The sequence below is a fragment of the Nonomuraea sp. NPDC049269 genome, from assembly GCF_043197155.1.
Lineage (GTDB): Bacteria > Actinomycetota > Actinomycetes > Streptosporangiales > Streptosporangiaceae > Nonomuraea.
Window position 1 is genome coordinate 88,351 of the sequence record NZ_JBICSO010000018.1, and the last position, 15,678, is coordinate 104,028.

16 protein-coding genes and 1 tRNA gene are annotated in these 15,678 nt (G+C 62.5%); 7 read left to right on the forward strand and 10 right to left on the reverse strand.

Annotated features, from left to right (window positions below; translation table 11 throughout):
• The first annotated feature begins 21 nt into the window (after positions 1 to 21).
• Positions 22 to 97, forward strand: a tRNA-Lys gene (locus ACGFNP_RS59975).
• A gap of 236 nt (positions 98 to 333) precedes the next feature.
• On the opposite strand, the gene ACGFNP_RS59980 is transcribed toward ACGFNP_RS59975, so the two are convergent.
• The 10 genes from ACGFNP_RS59980 to ACGFNP_RS60025 all read right to left on the reverse strand — a co-directional run bounded on the left by ACGFNP_RS59980 (position 334) and on the right by ACGFNP_RS60025 (position 7,662).
• Complete coding sequence (locus tag ACGFNP_RS59980; protein ID WP_393333988.1) at positions 334 to 1,722, reverse strand: tyrosine-type recombinase/integrase; 1,389 nt, start codon at positions 1,720 to 1,722, stop codon at positions 334 to 336.
• Positions 1,719 to 1,910, reverse strand: a complete 192-nt coding sequence (locus tag ACGFNP_RS59985) for a helix-turn-helix transcriptional regulator (RefSeq protein WP_393333991.1) — start codon at positions 1,908 to 1,910, stop codon at positions 1,719 to 1,721. The genes ACGFNP_RS59980 and ACGFNP_RS59985 overlap by 4 nt, the downstream gene beginning before the upstream one ends.
• The gene (locus ACGFNP_RS59990) at positions 1,907 to 3,472 is read right to left on the reverse strand and encodes a replication initiator (protein WP_393333994.1); all 1,566 of its coding nucleotides are present in this window, start codon (positions 3,470 to 3,472) and stop codon (positions 1,907 to 1,909) included. The genes ACGFNP_RS59985 and ACGFNP_RS59990 overlap by 4 nt, the downstream gene beginning before the upstream one ends.
• A 110-nt stretch (positions 3,473 to 3,582) precedes the next feature.
• Positions 3,583 to 3,738: a hypothetical protein gene (locus tag ACGFNP_RS59995; protein WP_393333996.1), complete on the reverse strand. Its 156-nt coding sequence runs from the start codon at positions 3,736 to 3,738 to the stop codon at positions 3,583 to 3,585.
• The gene (locus ACGFNP_RS60000; protein ID WP_393333999.1) at positions 3,735 to 5,159 is read right to left on the reverse strand and encodes an FtsK/SpoIIIE domain-containing protein; all 1,425 of its coding nucleotides are present in this window, start codon (positions 5,157 to 5,159) and stop codon (positions 3,735 to 3,737) included. Before ACGFNP_RS60000 ends, ACGFNP_RS59995 begins: the two co-directional genes overlap by 4 nt.
• Before the next feature lie 83 nt (positions 5,160 to 5,242).
• A complete protein-coding gene (locus ACGFNP_RS60005) occupies positions 5,243 to 5,572 on the reverse strand; it encodes a hypothetical protein (RefSeq protein ID WP_393334001.1) in 330 nt (109 codons plus the stop codon).
• Entirely contained in the window at positions 5,569 to 5,835 is a 267-nt protein-coding gene (locus ACGFNP_RS60010; RefSeq protein ID WP_393334004.1) for a hypothetical protein, read from the reverse strand. Before ACGFNP_RS60010 ends, ACGFNP_RS60005 begins: the two co-directional genes overlap by 4 nt.
• Positions 5,832 to 6,251 carry a plasmid replication, integration and excision activator gene (locus ACGFNP_RS60015; protein ID WP_214643573.1) on the reverse strand — a complete coding sequence of 140 codons (420 nt, stop codon included), beginning with the start codon at positions 6,249 to 6,251 and terminating at the stop codon, positions 5,832 to 5,834. Before ACGFNP_RS60015 ends, ACGFNP_RS60010 begins: the two co-directional genes overlap by 4 nt.
• Before the next feature lie 112 nt (positions 6,252 to 6,363).
• Positions 6,364 to 7,056: a GntR family transcriptional regulator gene (locus ACGFNP_RS60020; RefSeq protein WP_393334008.1), complete on the reverse strand. Its 693-nt coding sequence runs from the start codon at positions 7,054 to 7,056 to the stop codon at positions 6,364 to 6,366.
• Between the two features lie 321 nt (positions 7,057 to 7,377).
• Positions 7,378 to 7,662 carry a hypothetical protein gene (locus ACGFNP_RS60025; protein WP_393334011.1) on the reverse strand — a complete coding sequence of 95 codons (285 nt, stop codon included), beginning with the start codon at positions 7,660 to 7,662 and terminating at the stop codon, positions 7,378 to 7,380.
• 343 nt (positions 7,663 to 8,005) lie between these two features.
• On the opposite strand from ACGFNP_RS60025, the gene ACGFNP_RS60030 reads away from it, so the two are divergent.
• The 6 genes from ACGFNP_RS60030 to ACGFNP_RS60055 all read left to right on the forward strand — a co-directional run bounded on the left by ACGFNP_RS60030 (position 8,006) and on the right by ACGFNP_RS60055 (position 15,510).
• Positions 8,006 to 9,400, forward strand: a complete 1,395-nt coding sequence (locus ACGFNP_RS60030) for a helix-turn-helix transcriptional regulator (protein WP_393334014.1) — start codon at positions 8,006 to 8,008, stop codon at positions 9,398 to 9,400.
• Positions 9,397 to 9,939, forward strand: coding sequence for a flavoprotein (locus ACGFNP_RS60035; protein WP_393334018.1), 543 nt, complete (start codon positions 9,397 to 9,399; stop codon positions 9,937 to 9,939). Before ACGFNP_RS60030 ends, ACGFNP_RS60035 begins: the two co-directional genes overlap by 4 nt.
• Before the next feature lie 260 nt (positions 9,940 to 10,199).
• The gene (locus ACGFNP_RS60040) at positions 10,200 to 11,798 is read left to right on the forward strand and encodes a hypothetical protein (RefSeq protein ID WP_393334021.1); all 1,599 of its coding nucleotides are present in this window, start codon (positions 10,200 to 10,202) and stop codon (positions 11,796 to 11,798) included.
• Between the two features lie 366 nt (positions 11,799 to 12,164).
• On the forward strand, positions 12,165 to 12,734 hold the full coding sequence (locus ACGFNP_RS60045; RefSeq protein ID WP_393334024.1) for a hypothetical protein: 570 nt from the start codon (positions 12,165 to 12,167) through the stop codon (positions 12,732 to 12,734).
• Positions 12,731 to 14,230: a hypothetical protein gene (locus ACGFNP_RS60050; protein WP_393334028.1), complete on the forward strand. Its 1,500-nt coding sequence runs from the start codon at positions 12,731 to 12,733 to the stop codon at positions 14,228 to 14,230. Before ACGFNP_RS60045 ends, ACGFNP_RS60050 begins: the two co-directional genes overlap by 4 nt.
• An 896-nt stretch (positions 14,231 to 15,126) precedes the next feature.
• Complete coding sequence (locus tag ACGFNP_RS60055; RefSeq protein WP_393334031.1) at positions 15,127 to 15,510, forward strand: hypothetical protein; 384 nt, start codon at positions 15,127 to 15,129, stop codon at positions 15,508 to 15,510.
• The last annotated feature ends 168 nt before the right edge of the window (positions 15,511 to 15,678 follow it).

Below are 15,678 nucleotides of genomic sequence, written 5' to 3' on the forward strand. Positions count from 1 at the left end.
TCTGTACCCTTGCTGTTGCTGGGGGCGTTAGCTCAATTGGCAGAGCTGCGGACTTTTAATCCGTAGGTTCCGGGTTCGAGCCCCGGGCGCCCTACCATCTTCTACCTCGAATCCTGCTTCTGAGCTGGGGTTTTGCCCTGGAACGGCGTGGGCCGCGAAGGCAGCCACAGGCCACCGAAAGCAGCCGTCTGCCACCCTTCCCGGAATATACGCGGAATGGATCTTGGCGCGTTTGCCCAGGTCGAGGCAGCAATTCGGAAGCGTTCTTCGGAGATTCCGCGACAACGACGAAGGACCCCGAGGTATCTCGGGGTCCTTCTCTGTGAGCACCTGTTACGCGGCCTCAAGGGCATCCAAGATCCTTTGATTGGCGACATCGCGTTGCCCGTCGATGCACTTGGCGTAGACGCGTAACAGGACATCAACGCCATGACCCGCCCGTTCGGCCGCCTCAGGGGCATGAACGCCAGCGTTGAGCCACAGCGACACGGCCGCGTGCCGCAGGTCGTAGGGCCGAGCCGCCAGCGGGGAGGCGACCTGGTCGGGCGTCAGCCCGTAGGTCCGTGCCTCGCGCCAGACCATCGACACCGTCGAGCCCGGGAACGGCTTGCCTGTGCTGGTCCTGAACAGCCGACCGTCCTTGGACACGCCGTACTGTTCGATGTGGTGACGCAGGATCTCGACCAGTTCGGGCGGGATCGGCACCGGGCGAGTCTCCTTCACGTCGCGATGCTTCAAGCCCCGCTCATCGTGACTCTCTCCCGAGTCGGTGTAGCGCTTGTTGCTCTCTGGCCGGGTCTTCTCCAGCGTCAGCAGGCCCCATCCCCTCTCGGGCAGGAAGCAGTCCTTCTTGCGCAGGCCCGCAGCCTCGCCGGGACGAAGACCGGCGAAGTACATGCATGCGAACATCGCCGCCATCATCGGACCGCGACTCTTGCCCACGTAGCCGACCGCGACCAGCAGTCGGCGCGCTTGCTGGGGGTTCACCACGGAACGACGGTCTACCTCGCCGCCGACCTTGGCCTTGCGGAACTTGACCTTGTGTAGCGGATTGGACGACAGCTCTTCCAGCTCCACGGCGTACTCCAGCAGGTGATGGAAGACCGCCCGCTTACGTCGATAGGTCGAGGTGGCCGCGCGCTTGCCGTCCAGGCACAAGGACAGGCCCTCCAGCGCGGCCCGAGTGTGCTTGGTCTCCTCCTCCAGCGCCTTCAATGGAAGCGACGCCTTCTCCAGCCAGCGAACCGCCTGGGCGATCTCCGGCGTTGGAGTCGGACGCCGATCCGCCGGCAGGAAGGAGTACTTGAGCAGCGCTTGCCGAATGATCTCATCGTCGGGACGACCGGGCAGGTCGCTGGTCAGGATCGGCGTGATGTAGGCCAGCGTGTCGGTCATGCCCTCACGGGACTTGGCCGCCGCGTGTGGCCAGAAGGCTTGCAGGTACGCCACCGCGAAGGAGTACCAGGTACGGGCGTCCTTGGCCTTGATCTTTGAGAGCGGCAGCCCGCTTTCCTCGTCGAACGCCTCGCCGTTCTTGGCCGCCTGTCGAAGGTCGGATAGGAAGCTCTCAGCCAGTCCCTTGGTCTTGAAGGTCAAGGACTTCTCCCGTGCGCCAACGGTCCAGCGGACGGTGTGGGAGACGATCCGGAGCTTCTTACCCGTGCCGTCCGACTTGGTGTTGGTGCGGATGTCCCAGAACTTGACCTTGTACGAGGTGTTCATGCTGCGCTCCGGAGGGATTCGAGCCAGACGTTGAGGTCGCTGCGGTAGATGCGGAGTTCGCCGTTAGGGAGCCGGATGCCCTCGGGTGCCTTGCCGATCTCGCGCCAGCGGTAGAAGGTGCGGCGAGAGACACCGCCGAGTTCGTCGAGGACCTGGGCGACGGTGAGCAGTTCGTCTCGCTTGCTCATGCCGCACCCGCCAGGCCATCAGTTGCCGAAAGATCTTGGCTGTCTGCTTGGGCTTGGAGTTGGGCCATGTGGGTGCGCCAGCGTTGCCGCTCAGCGACCGACCGGAGGAGGCGTACGGCCAGGGGCGCGACGTTGGCGTCACCGGCAGGGACGGGCTTCCAGACGTAGCGGTGCGGGTCTGGTGGCTGGTCGTTCTGGCCGAGGGCTTCCAGGACCCAGGTACGGCGGTCTTGCTTGTGTTCGGTCAGGGTCTTGTTCGACCACTTGCGCGAGACCAGGACGCGCCGTCCGGCGTAGCCGAGGTGATCGGGCTTGTGCGCCTTGGACCGGCAGCGGCCAGGCATCATCCCCGGCTTGGCGCCCTTGGGCTGAACTCCGTAGCGTAGCCAGTTGGGGCAGGTGGGCGAGCAGGGTTCGAAGCGCAGCGCCTCAGTCATTCGCGCCGCGTGATCTTTCTGGGCTTGGTCGTCGGGGTCGAGGCTGTCAGCGATGGACTTGGTCAGGTACTTGGACAGGTAGCGGATGCACTGGTCGGCATCCGGAGTGCCCGCGAGCACGCCCTGAACGTCGACTTGGACGCCGAACCGGGACACGTGCAAGGGTTCGGCCGTTTGGTCGAGGGCTTGTTCCCAGGTGGGCAGTACCTCGCCGGTTGCCGGGTTGAGGTAGCCGACTCCGTCTTCCCATATGGGCAGGTGGTCACCATCGAAGGCGGCCGTCTCGGCCGGGGGCCACCACACTTGGTGGTAGGTCGCGGCAGCTATCTGCTTGATCTCTGCTCTGGGCAGGGTGCCCCTGATGGCCATGTGCAGGTGCGGCGCGAGCCGTTTCTGTGGTTCGACGGCGGCGAAGTACTGCACGTCATAGCCGGCGACGCGGCGTAGGTTCTGCACGAACCGGTCCACCAGCTTGGAGAAGTGCAGCGCGTCACGGGCGGCCCGTGCGTAGTCGTAGCTCGCGGGGTCGACCGGGACGCCGTTGCGGATCTTGCCGTAGGACGGCAGGGTGAGCGTGAGGAACAGCGACGGTCGGTAGGTCTTGCCGTCCGAGCTGGTGAACGTTCTGCCCAGCGTGGTCGCCGTCATGGCGCGCTTGGGCAGGTTCGGGGCATCCTGCCGCCGTCTAGTCGAGCGGTTGCGTTTGGCAGTCGTTCGGCTGAGTACGTTGCCGCGCATGCCCGCCTCGTTGATCTCGCCATCCAACTCGGTGATGATCGCGTCCTGGTCGGCCGTGTCCTCACCTTTGGACACAGCTTGGTCGTGTTGGGCCTGGATGTCGGCCCGGAACTCGATCAGCCAGCGCTGTTCGTCGTTCGGCTCGTCGGGCGTGATCACGGGTTCCTGGTCGAGGTGCCAGCCTTCCCGGCATTGAGCCATGCGGAGCTGCCGGTTGCGCTTGGCGCACGGCGGGCATGTGGCCTCCAGCGTGGCCCCGCACGGCACATCCACGACGTCCCAGGTTCCGGTGTGGATGTCGAGTCGTTTGAGGGGCACCGGCCGGATGCATACGCCGTGCTGCTTGGCGACCTCCACGGCCACCTCACGGGCCAGGGGTTGAGCCATGCGCAGGGCACGGGGTGTGGCGCGGTCAGTCGCTCCGACCACCGGCCCAACCGCTTCGCGGCCCCTTTGGGGTCCTTCGGATTGCGCCGGCCGCTCCGCTTGCCAGTCAGTCATGACTCCTGCCCCTCGCCGATCGCGGGGAAGACCAGCGCCGACTGTCCGCACTCAGCGCACTCGACCAGCGAGCGGGCCGGGTCGAGCCGCAGCGTGTTGAGCGTCCGGCAGACCGAGCAGCGCAGACCGTCTAGGAAGTGCACCAGCGTCATCGCCCCTCACCACCCGCGAAGGTGGCCACCATGGCGCGGATGTCGGTGTCGGCGACGTAGGCGGCCCGGACCCGGATCGGATCAGGTGAGGCTTCCAGCCGGACATAGCCGATGCCCGCGCCCAGCTCGGGAACCGGGGAGATGTGGTCGGCCAGCGCACCCCGATCCCTCGCCCCGTCACCCAAAACCATGTCGACCTGCTCCGACTCGTCGAGGCGTAGGGCGATCTTGTCGGGGAACAGGTTGCGGATGTTCATGACCTCCTTGCGCGGGTCTTGGAGCGCCGCCAGGACGCCAACGCCGACCGCGCGGCCTTGTGTGGTGAGTGTGGCCAGTGCTGCGGAGATGCGCCGTTTCAGGTCCTTGTCGGCCTGGTAGGCGGTCAGGAACGCCACCTCGTCGACGACGACCAGGACAAACGGATCGTCCACGGTCGGAGTGTGCGAGCGCTGGACACCGCCGAAGCGCGCGGCGCGTTCCTGCATCACCTTGACGGCCGACTCCAGCAGCTCGGCGCACTCCTGCGGGGTGGCCGCGTACCGGTCACCGAACAGGGCATGGCCGAAGGACAGTTCCATCAGCTTGGGGTCCAGCGCCCACACCTGGACCAGGCCCGCCCGCAGGGCCGGGAGTAGGGCGCGGATGGTGGACCAGATGATCGAGCCCTTGCCCGCCCCGGTGGCACCGGCGATGAGGATGTGCGTGCCGAGGATCTTCAGTAACCAGGGGGTGCCGTCCTCGCGCGTGCCGACCTTGACCGGTCCGACGGTGGGGGTGGCCGGGATGGGCAGCGCCGGTATCACGGTGGCGAGCGGGTCACGACGGGGGAAGGTCAGCAGCAGCCGACCGGCCTTGATGATGGCGACGCGGCAGGAAGGCGCCCCGAAGCCGTGGGCGAGGTGGTCGATGCGGTCGGACCAGTCCTTGACGGCTTGCCCGTCGAGCATGCGCACGGTTATCTGGTCGGCCCAGGAGGTGCAGGTGACCTTGCCGAGCCGGGGGAGGTAGTCGCGGCCCATGACGTGTTTGCCGAGCCCGGACACGATCATGACGGGTTGCCAGTGGCGCCGGTAGATCCAGATGAGCCGCCACCAGGCCAGCAGCCGCCAGCCGACCAGGTGCACGAACGACGCGCGATCCGTGAGAAGCCAGGCGATCAGCCCGACCGGGACCGGGGTGAGCAGCAGCAGCGCGACGCGCCAGCCGTACAGCCAGATCAGCGCGGCGGGAATGAGCACAGCCAGCACGGCGACGGGGTGTCGCCAGGACAGCCGCACCAGCCCGACGAGCAGCCGCCAGGCGAAGATGACGATGGTGATGATGGCGGGGGTGGTGACGACGGCCGGACGGAAGACGATGGCCGTGTCAGGGGTGGTGGAGACAAGATTGCGAGCCTCATCGCCGGGGAGCTTGCGGAACATATGCTTGGAACCTCTCGTGAGTGAGATCAGGGAGAACCAAGGGGCCGCCGGAAGTTGGCGCTTCTGGCGGCCCCGCCACAGGGTCAGGCCGCCGTCTGTTCGGTGGCCTTGCTGGTGCCGTCGTTGGTGACCGTGTCGGCCTGTATGGCGTGCAGGCGCTCGCAGTCGGACAGGTAGCGGGCGGTAGCGGCGAACAGCTCACGGGCGAAGGCCAGGTCAGCGTCAGTGACGGACCCGCCTCCGGTGGTGCTGATCGAGACGGCCGCTTCGGTGGTGGTCAGGTCCAGGACCGGACGCTCGGCGAGCAGCAGGTTGTAGATGTGGATCTTTGAGGTGTAGAACGACACGTCCAGCCGGGTGGTCTCGCCGGGGCTGACACAGAGCGTGACGTTGGTGTACGGGGTCTTGTTCATGCCGCCGCCTCCGGGGGGTTGCTCGGCTGGTAGAAGCGGGTCTCGACCGAGCGGGCGTAGCGGGCGGCCTCGCGGGCGAGCTGGTGGGCGAAGGCGAGGTCAGCGGCCGTGACCGGCCCGTCGCTGGTGAGTACGACGGTGGTTGCGCCGCAGTCCAGCGCCAGCACGGGCGAGCGGTAGGGGTAGCGGTGGTGGGTGGCGGTGGCGTTCCGGGCGGTGGTCAGCCGGATCACGCTGCGGCGAGGCGTCCAACGGCGGGTCATGCCTGCCCCTCCTTCGCGGATGGAGCTCGGTGCGCAGGACCGGTGGAGGGTGCGTGCATCTGGCGGACCCGGATCGAGTACGACAGCCGTCCGGCCGCGTTGACGTACGGGGTGACGGTGATCTGGTCGAACAGGACCGGGGTGAACGGCATGCCCGGCATCGGCGTGGGCGGGGTGGGCTGGGTCGGGGACAGGATCTTGACCGCGACGGTCTTCTGGGCGGGCTTGAGGGTCGGGTCGCCGTCCATGACCGCGACCTGCCAGACCAGCTCACCGGACTGCTTGTCGCGGGCCTGGACGAACCGGCCGTTGGTCGAGGCGTCGAAGTCCTTGACCGGCTCGATCTCGCCAACCACGTAGCAGCCGTGCGGGAAGAGCATCTGGTAGGTGACGGGGATGGGGCCTTGCAGAGCCATAACAAGTTCCTTCTGTCGAGTGATAGGCACTTAACCTATCAAGTGATTCGAGAATAAAGAGAGCCCGCTTGATAGGTCAAGTGCCTATGCGGGCTCTGTCGGGAACACTTCCCTAACCAATCGGATAGGCGTCGTCCAGCTCATGCCGATCAGCGGGCAGCAGCACTTCCACCACCAGCAACGGCCGGCCGGAAGCCTCGCGCACCGCGCCGAAGACCGCCAACAAAGGAGTGCTCTTGCCCATCGCAAGCTGCCTCGCCTCACCGGCCGTGGGCATGCGCGCGGTGATCTGCTCAACCACGTGATCGAAGCGCACCCCCTTACGCGCCTGGAGGTGCTCGCGCAGTCCCTGCGGCAACGGGGCGGAACTGGTCAGATCGGTGCCCTCCGAGAGCTCCGCAGGCAGCCACACCGACACCAGCATGCTTGGCTCACCCTCAAGGGTGATCACCCGTCGCCGCAGGAACGCCTTGTCCTTGTCCGGCAGTTCCAGCAGGGCGGCGATCCGGTTGGGCGCGACGACGGTGCCGACCTGCACCACCTCGCCCTCCGAATCGAGCTCCGGCCGGATCAGGTACGCCCGACCGGGGCGGTTACGCTCGACGGCCGCCATCGCGGGACGGCCGCGCACGAAACGGCCCTTGCCTTGCTGGGAGTCGATCCAGCCTTGTTCGCGCAGCACCCGCAACGCGGCGACCACAGTGGGCCGGGACACGCCGAACTCTTGGATGAGCTGGTTCTCGCTGGGGAGAAGAGAGCCGGGAAGGTAGGTTCCGGACTCGATACGCCGTTGAAGGGTCTGCACAAGCTGTGCGTACTTCGGCGGCACGGACTCTAGTGACATCATGACCGTCCTGCACCTGACAGGTTGTTTTACCAAGTTGGAGCGTAGCCCGGCGCACCCCCGCCTGTCCATGTCGGTCGATGTGGCGCGAGCGATACAAGCAAACGACCCCGGCAGACAGGGCGCGGGCGGACCTTGGCGGACGATAGGCCCGCACAGGGTTCCGGCGCTCCTGCCTGCCGGGGCGATCAGAGGCGCGGCGAGGGGCTGGAGAGCGCATCCACCCGACCCCCTCGGTCGGGATGGACCACCTCGCCGCGCCCGTCTCAGGGGGCGGCTTGATCAGGACGGTTTGATGTACTTGACCAGCGCCTGCGCAGTCCCTTGCGGATCGGAGGCCGGATGCCGATCGTTGGCGTTGTCCCAGGAGTAGTACGCACCGCTGTAGCCGACGAACACCCACACCGGCAGCCCAGGATCCGGACGCAGCACCATCAACGCGGAGTTGTTGTCGCGCAGCTCCGCCCGGACCCCGATCCGCACCAGTTCGACCTGCAACCGCAGCAGCTTGTCCGCCTCGTCTTGTGGATTGGTCATGTTGGCCAGCAAGGCCATGATCGAGTTCATCTCCCGCTCTCTTCGCCCAGGCCGCTTCCGGCGCAATCGAGACACAGCAACTCCCCACCGGCTTGCTCGCACTCCTCATCACCCACCAGCAGCGCCCGGCGCGGCGTACGTCGCTTGGTCCCACGCCCCCGGCACGCTAAACAGGGTCGTACCTCGCTGGTCTCGTCTGGCCGGATCACCGTCGCCATCTCCTCGATTACCGGCGTTCCCTGTGCCGGGAAGCCGCGTGACGTACCTTGTTGATTGATGGCAAGTCCACCGGCAAACGGGCTGGATGAGGCCCTCTAAAAAGGCCCCCCTTCAGCCCCCTTTTCGATCCCCCCAATCGGAAAGCAGAGCGGATATGACGGGTGCGACCCCCAATGATCGACTTCGGGCGTGGCGGGAGAACGCGGATCTGACCCGCGCCGAAATGGCCAAAATGATCAACCTCAGTCAGAGCGGCATCAAGCACGGTCTGACCTGCGACGAGGAGCGCATCCGACGTTGGGAAGCGGGGGAGGTTCGCTGGCCGCATGACCCCTACCGATTCGCGATCAAGGAGGTCACGCACACCGACCTGGAGGATCTAGGGTTCACCCCCAGACGCGGCGGATCAGCAAAGAAGCCAGCGCAACGCCGTTCAGGAGAGGTTGACAATCAGGGCATCCAACCCCGCACGATGGATCTCGCTGGACAGGGGGAGGCTGAAGACGACGTGCGACGCCGGGAATTCGTCGGGCTCACGGGTGCCGCGCTGTTCAACGCAGTTCTCGGGCAACCGCAGAACGCGACAGACGCGAAGCGCCACCTCGAATCCTTGGCCGCCGTTCTCGTCGACTACGCCTCGCCTGCAGACGGCCCCATCGACCTCGACGCGCTATCGGCCGCCGTCGCGGCAGCCAAACAAAACTACCAAGCCTGCCGATACTCCCAGGTCAGCGCAACATTGCCCGCCCTCCTCCAGAGCCTGCGCGCCGCCTGTACGATCCTGGACGGCGACGCCCGGCTACGCGCCCACGCACTGTCCGCCGAGGCCCACCACGTCGCCGCCTCCGTCCTGCTCAAGCAGGAGGACAAGGGCCTAGCATGGCTCGCCGCAGACCGCAGCGTCCAAGCGGCCCACGCCAGCCAGAGCCCCCTCATGATCGGCTCCAGCTCACGCATCATCACCCACGCCCTCATGGACGGCGGCCACTACCAGGCCGCCACCGACGCCGCCCGCGGCGCCGCCACCCGCATGGACGCCGACCTCACCCAGCCATCACCCGCCGACCTGTCCATCTACGGATCACTCCTACTCCGAGGAGCCGTCGCCGCCGCCAACACCGGCAGCCGCCACAACATCGCCGAACTCCTGGACGAAGCCGCCGAGGCCGGCACCCGACTCGGCGTCGACGCCAACCACATGTGGACCGCATTCGGACCGAACAACGTCCTATGCCACCGCGTCAACATCGCTCTGCGACTCGGCGACGCAGGCAGCGCGATCACCTACGCGCGGCAGGTCGAGATCGATTATCTCCCGATCAATGAGCGCAAAGCGACGCTGCTCCTGGACACCTCCCGCGCGTTCCTCATGTGCGGCCAGCACGACAAGGCCCTGCACATCCTTCGCGCCGCAGGCCAGCTAGCCCCCGAGGAGATCACCGGCCGAGCCGCAGCCCTGCGCCTGGTCCGCGACATCGCAGCAACCGCACCCATCAGTGTGCGCCGCGAAGCCCGCGAATACGCCGAGTCTCTGGGAGTCAGCGCGTGACCCAGCGCGGCAAGGTCCTCTACATCATCGTGTGCGCAGCCGGACCAGCCGGAGACGTCGGCCGCCTCGTCACCCTCGCCCAAGACGACGGCTGGACCGTGCAGATCATCGCCACCCCGCCAGCTCTCAACTTCATCAACGTCTCGGAACTGGAACAGCAGACCGGCCGCCCAGTCCGCAGCCAGTACCGCACACCAGACGAGCCGAAGTCACCACGAGCCGACGCGATCATCATCGCCCCGGCGACCTACAACACCATCAACAAGTTCGCCCAAGGCATCGCCGACACCTACGCACTCGGCGTCCTGTCCGAAGCCCCCGGACTCGGCATCCCAGTCGTCGTACTGCCCTTCGTCAACAGCGCCCTCGCCACACGCGCACCCTTCCAACGCAGCGTCGAAGACCTACGCGCCGAAGGCGTACACGTACTGTTCGGCCCTGGCCAGTTCGAGCCCCATGCCCCCAGCTCCGGAGGCGACCGCATCGACGCCTACCCCTGGAAACGCACGCTGACGGAACTTGCCGAATTGTTCTCATAGGTATCAAGCGCGGCGCTCCGCGCCGCTAGCGCGGCCCTGCGCTCGGCCGCACGCTGCGCGTGCGGCCTGGAGGCCGTTCTCGCGCACGGCCGTGCTCGGGCCACGCTAGGACGAGGTATGCCGCGTGTCACAAACACTTTAACGCTCGCCTGGATCCGCTTCGGAACCATGTACGCCATGCAGGACGGTCGCGATAGGCATCGATGGCCAGTCGTACGGTTTTTAGGGTATGAGGTTCTCGCCTGTGCGAGCATCGGGGGATGGACGATCTTACACAGGCATACGGCGAAAAATTTCTCATGTATGCGCTGGTTAGCGAATATCCAGCAATAGACTATTCGGACAAGCCGGCAGAAGCAATTCAAGTTCTGCGAGAAATTGCGCAACAGATCGAAGGCGTCACTGATCCTTTCGGCAAATATATTAATCTGCAGCACGCAATCGGCTCCATCGATGACAGCGGTCTCAGTCTAGCGAATAGGTTGCGGCTAGTATGCGGCGGAGATCTGCCTGAGGCAACAGATGGGGATCCAGTGGCGGCTCTCGCCTTGGCTGTCGCCCGTGAGACATACCCACTCTACTTGCTCTTGTATCCAGACAGTATTTCCGGCGGCAGAATTGGCGCACCAACGATCGCATATACACATCCTGCAAGCATTCCCTTCTGTCGTGCGGCATTGCAGGACCCTTCATTGGCAAATCTTTTCCCGGGTGTAGACACGGAGAAGGAAGTCGATCCACATGCGATATCCTCCTCGATTATTCTCTCCAATGGCTCGGGAAGTGGGATTCAGCTAATAGGCCTCCTTCCGTCGATGCTGGATGCAGCTTGGCGCTGGTGTGTATTGGACTCTCGCCCAACCGCTGCGACATATCTTGAGAAGGTGAGGGCCATCCTGGGCCAAATTCGACTACTTGCGGAAGGCAAGAAGATTAACGTTCCACATGTCATAGGAATTAGAGGCGTGGATGTGCCAGAAACTATAACTATGAAATTGCCGTTTGGTATCATCAAAAGCAGCGTTGGGTGGGGCGTTATCGGCACGCCAGAAATCGAAAATCAGGCATCCGCGCTACTCGTTATGCACTTTCCGCTAGAGGTGCTTTGGATTGGTCGGGAAGAGAGCAATGATGAGGAGCAATCTAAAAAATGGGATGAGCTCAAAGGAAAATTTGCGGTCCCACGAGATGAAAACAGCAGGAAACTGGCCATGGTCCAGCTTTCGTTGCTTCTAGCGTCTTCCGAGGACCGGCCTAAAACAGCTACAGTCGCATTCGACATAATACTGAATCCTGGCATCCTAAGCGGAATGTCATATGGGTTTAACCCGACCCCGATGTTCCGTCCGGCAGCAGCGATGCTGGATGAGACGGCAGCTCGTAGGGTAGAGAGCTGGGCGAAGGTCGTCGCAGAACGGCATCCGTCCAGTCTAGACATAACTATGCGCCGACTTATTACCGCCTTTACTGTAGATCGCGATCCGACAGATGCACTTATTGATGGCGTGATCTGCTGGGAAAATATGCTTGGAAGTCCCCAGGAGGCTGTACTGCGCGTCACAAGCTCAATGGCCAAGCTTATCGAGTCGCGAGACCCGGAAAAGCGCAAAGTGATCCACGCGGAACTAAAGGACATATATAAGGCCCGCAGCGCCCTCGTGCACGGCAATTCAAAGCAGCAGCCAAAACGGGATAAGCTTCATCAGTATAAAAATGCGTCTCTTCAATATGCGATAGAGACGCTTCTCCGGCTATACGAGCGACCTGCCCTGTTGGTCGAGAAAGACTCTGGAATGCGCAGCCAAAGTATTCTGCTAGACACGTACGAGACAACGATCAGGCCGCTCGACGCCTCATAGCTCACATAAGCCCGATTATGCATTAACTCGTCTAGGCCGATAAGCGCTCAGTCCCGGAAGGCACAGCGTGCGGATACCACCCGCACGATCGCCTGTGTGTGGCTGGTCATCGTAGATGGCTGGGGGCGATCGACGGTCCAGGGCTTCGTGCCTCAGCCCTGTCCCACCGGACTCGGTGGCCGGCGTGCCCGTACCGCGGCCTTATGGGGCGGGAACAAGAGGAACAGCGGGGAGTCATGGGGTTCTTTACGGTTCAGAGTTGGCCAGGCGAACGTGTGTTCCCAAGACAATGTAACTCGTACGTTATATAACGTCTCCGATGCAAGCCTTTACGGATCGAGGAAGTCGATCTATGTTGTGAGGGATATGGTTGCGGAAGCGGAACACGTCAAAGGTAAAGAGGGAGTGGAGTTCGCCCGCCGATGGCTGAACTACACCACTCGCCTCGACGCGCCGTGGACGGTATATGACAATGCACAGTTCACCACGCTCCTGCGACCCGATCGCACTCCGCATAGATTCGATTTGGCTGGTCGCTTCCTTGACCCTCCGGGGCGCGACTTTTATGCCGAAGTGAAGAAATACGAAAAACAGCTTGATCTTAAGAAGAAGTATGAAGAGTTCCTTGTGAACTGCTATGCGGTGACAGTGCATATGCTTGACACGCAACCGGACAGAAATACGCAGTTCTTTTGGATAAGTTGGTCGCCGCACTCTGCGACACGATGGGAGGAGCTCTCGTCTCCTGTCGAGGTGCGCGCTGCCTGTGGAAATCATCCAAGCATTTTGGGTGGCGCCAAAGTGGCCGATGATATGTTGCAGCTTGTTGCGTCGCGATTGTGGCTGCTTATATTGTCGGACAAGCATAGTGAATTGATGATGCGGCCCGAGTACTTCGCTCATGTGAAGGCCCAAGCGGTTCGGGATGCAACGTGATGGCGAGCGAGGAAGCGCCAACGGCAGTTGAATCTGCTATCGCCCACGCTTTTGAAACCTCTGACCGTGAGGATGCTGCGAGACGGGCGAAGAACGTTATTGCAGCTGAGCTGCAAAGGTTTGACCGTCGACTTCGAGTAAGATCCACTTCCTACTTTACACATAATTATATCCCTGACTTGATTGTTGAGTGGCGCGATGCGGGGGTGGTGAACAATCGGCAAGTATTTCTGCGATTCCACCTAGATACACCTGACGTGGCTGCTGATATGAGTGCGGCTGCCAATGACTCTCCGATGTTCGTGGCACTCCGTAGGACTCCACATCCTCTACGGCGTGATCTTTCAGATAAGGCACCGAGTACTCTCATCACTCAAGCCACCGCGCTGGAAAAGATTGCTAAACCAGATGTGACGTCCCAGTCCTTGGGGCGGATGGTGGCTGGCAGCTTGATCAGAGGCGGTAAGGGTGTACTGCTCGATGAAGAAGCCGAAACTGTGTCCGCAGCGGCCAGTCATAGCTTGGAGTCTCTTCACGAGGGAGACGTGCAGAGTACTGCCCAAGCGATCGATACCTTTGGTCAATACCTTGCAGAGGATCATACGCTTCGCCTCAACCGCTTTATGCAACTAATGTGGCGAGCTCACGGCCACGAATTGCAGACCTTCCCGAGCAGCGATGTTCTTTCTGGGCATCTATCCGACTCGGAAGCGCGTGAGCTTTTGACTGAGCTATTTGCGAGTCCTTCTCTTGAAGATCTCGCTTTCTGGAGAAGATTGGGTGGCCTTCTCGACCTAGAGCAGCTCGAAACTTTTGTAGACATCCCCCACAATGCGAATTTCAATAATCTCGTATCGGCAAATCTCGATCGCTTTAGAGCGCTGGTTCTTGCAGTAGAAAATCGAGACCCAGAGATCCTAGATCGGGATCTTCCACGCTGGAGTGTCCGCGATCGTTCTCTTGCCTTGGAAGGAGACGGATTCCGTGTCCTTCTTGCGTCAGACAGGCGTCGCTTCGGTCAAGTCCGCAGCACTCATCGCTTGCCATCATGGTCAGACTTGAATCCGCGACTTGAATCGTACAGAGTTCAGCAGCTTTCTCTCATCGGTCCTACCACCCAAGTAGAAGTAAAGGTTGATGAGGCACGGAATCTCCTTATGGATGCGGACATAATAGGTTTGTCGTCAGCTGTACATGAGGAAATGCAAGTGAGACGAGCCACTCTAATTGATTGGAATGGGCCTCTTTATGTAGAAGCCGACTTCGGCAAGTGGATCCTGGACGCCGGAGATCAGGGAGCGCCTATTGGGAAGCTGGCGGAAGCTGGAGTAAATGTACTTTGGGCGCCCGATGCCGAGCTTAGAGCCGTGATGAGTGAGTTCCTCGCACAGCCTGATAATGATACTCCCTCTGTGGATGTCCCGGCATCTCCTAATAATATTGATCCAGAAGATGTGCAAGAGTCGCATATTTCGGATCAAGACACTCTCTTTTGAAAAAGTAGTACATGGCAAGGCGATAAGCTCTGCGTACTAGCCGCATCATCGAGACCATGCCGCCAGTGGTGACCGCTTCCCAATTGCAGCTTTAGTTGCAATCCAGCACCTTCTCATGTCGTTCTAGACGGACCGGTCACGCCCGTTGGTCCAGATTGAACCGGTCGAGACGTGGGGCATCCGAGCTGCTAATGCGGTTGGGTTCCGTCCGACCCAATCGACCGCAGTCTCACAGGGGGCAAGATCCGGAATATGTGCGGAACGCCGACACCTCGCCCGGAGAGGCCAGACGCTTGACCGCAGGTCAGTATGCCGTCCGGTGCGTGAGCATCGCTCCACTTTTAATCCGTAGGTTCCGGGTTCGAGCCCCGGGCGCCCTACCATTCTTTCCCCTTTTGACCAGGGACTTTACCTCTCCCACGGAATCCGCAGGGCCGCCGAAACCCTCTTGGGAGACCGAGGGGAGACCGCCAGTTTGGGAGACCGCCCGCGGGACGATAGCGGCGCTCGCCTCGGCCGCATCGTGCGCAAGCTCCGGCAGCACCGTCGTATACGTGTTCTCCGTCAAGTTGGTCGAGCTGTGGCGCAACATCGAGGACACCGGGCGGGCAGCGATGCCTGCCCATGAAACAGATGAACAGCCCCGATCGATGGCCTCCGATGTCAGGCCACTTCCAGATCACTGTCAGGGGAGTACCTGGCGCCGCGAATGCTTGCCGGCGCACGAGGCGCCAGACCCACTCGAAAGGGGTCGGTCATGATCAGCATGCCATCCTGCGCGAGCGCAGACGCCTTCAGGGGACCTCGACGGCTCGTATGTCGGCTGCTGACTCTCGTCACCACTCTTGCAACACACAGGCTTCTTGACAAGTTTCGAGCGATCGGAGTTAGGAGCGATGGCTGAAACTGTCAGGCTGTCCCCAGATGGCCCTCACGACTACGACTACACCAGCGAGGTCGCCATAGCCTTATCTGAGGTGATCCGCGTCCTCAACCATGCCACGCTCTCCTGCGCGGGCATCACCTATCCGTCCACTGTGTACGACGTGCTCAGCCGTATCGGCAATGCCACGGCCGGGCTCGATCAACTGCTGGCGCAGCTCGGTGAGGCACTGCGGCGCATGCTGGAATCCGGGCAGCTGGTGACGATCACGGCGACCCAGCCGACCGCCTTGACGCTGCGATTGATGCCTTACTCGACTTCCTCGGTTTCGACCCCGGGGAGACGTCCGACGACACGCTCAGCTCATGGAACGACGATCACAGCGCCGTCGCCGTAGTCGAATGGCTTCGTGCCGCCGCCCGCGGGGCCGCCCACCACGAGCTCAACACGAAGGGAGCGCGTAATTCGCTCTAAGAGCTGTTTCTTAGATCAAGTTCGGAGCCAGATGGCCAGGGCGGCCAGGGTGACGGTGCCGAGGAAGATGTAGGCGCGTTTGTCATAGCGT